Origin of the sequence: Colwellia demingiae, assembly GCF_007954275.1 — a bacterium.
Taxonomy (GTDB): Bacteria; Pseudomonadota; Gammaproteobacteria; order Enterobacterales; family Alteromonadaceae; genus Colwellia; species Colwellia demingiae.
The window spans coordinates 1-1,295 of record NZ_VOLT01000032.1 but is presented as its reverse complement, the minus strand read 5'-3'; the positions used below and the strand labels follow the sequence as shown (position 1 = coordinate 1,295).

2 protein-coding genes are annotated in these 1,295 nt (G+C 37.0%); both read right to left on the bottom strand.

Annotation, left to right across the window (positions count from 1 at the left end; translation table 11 throughout):
* Positions 1-214: 214 nt before the first annotated feature.
* Entirely contained in the window at positions 215-466 is a 252-nt protein-coding gene (locus ESZ36_RS22410) for a hypothetical protein (protein ID WP_146792028.1), read from the bottom strand.
* 126 nt (positions 467-592) lie between these two features.
* Complete coding sequence (locus ESZ36_RS22405) at positions 593-1,138, bottom strand: hypothetical protein (RefSeq protein ID WP_146792026.1); 546 nt, start codon at positions 1,136-1,138, stop codon at positions 593-595.
* Positions 1,139-1,295 lie beyond the last annotated feature (157 nt).

Below are 1,295 nucleotides of genomic sequence, written 5' to 3'. Positions count from 1 at the left end.
ATGACAGTGAAATAACATCGGCGGGAATATTTTTTAAATCGTCATCAGACATCCATGAACCATCGATTACCATATTTGAATCACTCCGGATGATTATTAACTATCAAGTTGCAATAGCACATAACGCCCAAATAAGGTGCTGATTAATCGTTGGCTAAAATGTGAAGCGGAGCGAAACCTAGCCAACTGTTAGCAGTCCCTCTTGATTTTCTTGTTATGTAGCTACTTTGGGGATGTAAAAACCCCACACCATGTTACTCAACTCTGTGGCGGCAAAAATAGCTTTTTTGTTACCAACCTCGATGCACCATATTTTGTACTTATGCATTTGATTTGGATGTGCAGGATGTGGCGCTTTGAAAGGCTTTAAATCAAGATACTTCCAATCATGAGCCCAAATATCAATGCCATTTAGCATTAACTTTTGTCCCTCGATTGATATTTTATAAACTTCCCAGTCTTCCACAAAACATCCTTTTATGCGTGCTACATAACGCCTAATTAACAGGCTAAAAATAGTGGGCTAAAATGGAGCGAAGCGAACAGCCCGCTGTTTTTAGTCCTTGTTTAATTTCTTGTTATGGTTCGTATGTTACTTATTGGTAGTTTGAGCCTTATTTTTTAGAAATATTGTGTACCAAAGAGGCCCAAATAAAAACCAAAAAAACATAAGCGATGGAAAGATGTACATCCAGTCTAAAAGTGCTTCTGTTTTAGTCTCATTATTTACAAAAATGATAGCCAAATACAATATACTACTAGCGATACAACACGCCAGTATACCTTTAAGCCATTGTCCCCATTCATATTTAGTGTGAGTCCAGCCATATTTTTGATTAGGTTTGTCTTGCCCATTATATTTATATGCAAAATAATCATCCGCCCACTTCATTACGCTATGGCCAAAGACGATTGTAAACCCTAAATATGCTGCGGCTAGTCCATGTGCAAATTCAGCGGTTGTACCAGAACGCAAGTCATAAGCTGTTGCGACTAACAAAATAATATCTAAGAATGGGACACATAAAAGTAAGGTACTACCAAATTTTGGAAGTTTGAGAATATAACGTACAAATAAGCCGCTAAACAAAAATATCCAGAACCCCAGTTCACAAAATACAATTAACCAGATCAACATTTAATAAACACCCAATATTCAAAGGAACCATAACGCCACGTTAAGCGGCAAAAAATTGTTGGCTAAAATTGTGAACGGAGTGAAACAGCCAACTGTTTTTTGTCCGTTTGAACGCTTTGTTAGAGTTTTTTACTCTTTAGAAACTGCTGATACTTAG